Below are 1,441 nucleotides of genomic sequence, written 5' to 3'. Positions count from 1 at the left end.
ACAGATGGGGTGATTGGGGTCTGCGCCGCAGGGTGGCTGCTCCCTTCAGGATGTTGGAACGTGGTCCGTGTTGATCGGCCACAGGCATCGAGAGGAAGCAGCCATGAAGCACTATGCCGGACGTGGACGTATCGCTGGAAGAGAGAGCGATTTGCGTGGTCGACGAGAACGGGCGGATGGTGAGGGAGCTCCGGGCGATCAGCGAACCGGCTGCGCTGATCGCAGCGCTTGATGGGATCGGCCTGCCTCTGGAGCGGATCGGGTTGGAGGCCTGCTCGCTGACGGCTTGGCTGCACGACGGGCTGCGCGAAGCAGGCCTGCCGGCGATCTGCATCGAGACGCGCCAGGCGAACGCGGCAATGAAGACCATGCCGAACAAGACAGACAGGAACGATGCACGGGCGCTGGCGCACATCATGCGCACTGGCTGGTTCCGGCAGGTGCATGTGAAGAGCCAACAATGTCGACTGTGGCGCTCGGCTCTGGTGGCGCGCCGGACGGTCCAGGGCGAGATGCGCTCGATAGAGAACGTCGTGCGGGCGATCCTGCGCGAGGCCGGCATCAAGCTCGGCACGCCAAGCCGGGCCGCATTCGCCGTCAAGGTGCGCGAGATGGCGGCGGATGATCCTCTGGTGATGGCGATCGCCGAGCCGTTGCTGACCGTGCTCGCGACGATGTTGAAAGAGTTTACCCGGCTGACGAAGCAGGTCCTTGACATCGCCAAGGGCGAGCCGGTGTGCCGGAAGCTCATGAGCGTTCCTGGCGTCGGGCCGATCACCGCGCTCGCTTTCCGCGCCACGATCGACAGGCCGGAGCGCTTCGGCAAATCGAGGAATGTCGGTGCCCATCTTGGCCTGACACCATCGCGCTATCAATCTGGCGAGACCGACATCCAGGGTCGGGTCAGCCGGTGCGGCGACGAACTCGCCCGAACCGCGCTTTATGAAGCCGCCCATTCGCTGCTGACGCGCGTGAAGAAATGGTCGAGCCTAAAGGCCTGGGGCATGAGCATCGCCAAGCGGCGTGGCATGGCGCGGGCAAGGGTCGCCGTGGCCCGCAAGCTCGCCGTCATCCTGCACCGCATGTGGAGCGACGGCGAAGAATTCCGCTTTGGAAGGCAAATCTCCGCCAAGGCCGGCTCCACCGCCTGACGATCGCAACCGGAAAAGGAAGGGGAGAGCGACAGCAGTCCGGCCCGATAGAGTGAAACCGGATCGTTCCCGTGGGGACGAGGGGCAAGGCGATCTCGTTGAGAGTCTAGAACCGGCCGGCAAAAGCCAGCAAGGTCGTGAAACAGATTGAGACGCTTGGCCTTCCTGACCCCATCATGCGGCGGCTATACGCCGACCGCGAAGAGAAGCGCGTGACCCGCGGGGCGAAATGATCCAGAAATGCCGAAAGGAGCAGCTTGACCTCAACGACCCCAATCAGAGAAGACTCT

The 1,441-nt window shown here is 63.8% G+C and carries 1 protein-coding gene and 1 pseudogene; one reads left to right on the top strand and one right to left on the bottom strand.

What is annotated here, in order from left to right:
* Positions 1 to 103: 103 nt before the first annotated feature.
* Positions 104 to 1,151: pseudogene (locus SMD10_RS25310) on the top strand (IS110 family RNA-guided transposase).
* A 106-nt stretch (positions 1,152 to 1,257) separates the two neighbouring features.
* Here the strand turns inward: SMD10_RS25310 and SMD10_RS25305 are convergent.
* Positions 1,258 to 1,441 (bottom strand): hypothetical protein (locus tag SMD10_RS25305; protein WP_331688489.1); only part of this gene is annotated, 184 nt, incomplete at its 5' end.

It is taken from the genome of Consotaella aegiceratis (assembly GCF_036541425.1).
GTDB lineage: Bacteria > Pseudomonadota > Alphaproteobacteria > Rhizobiales > Rhizobiaceae > Consotaella > Consotaella aegiceratis.
The sequence above is the reverse complement of the archived record's forward strand: the minus strand, read 5'-3'. Positions and strand labels throughout refer to the sequence as shown.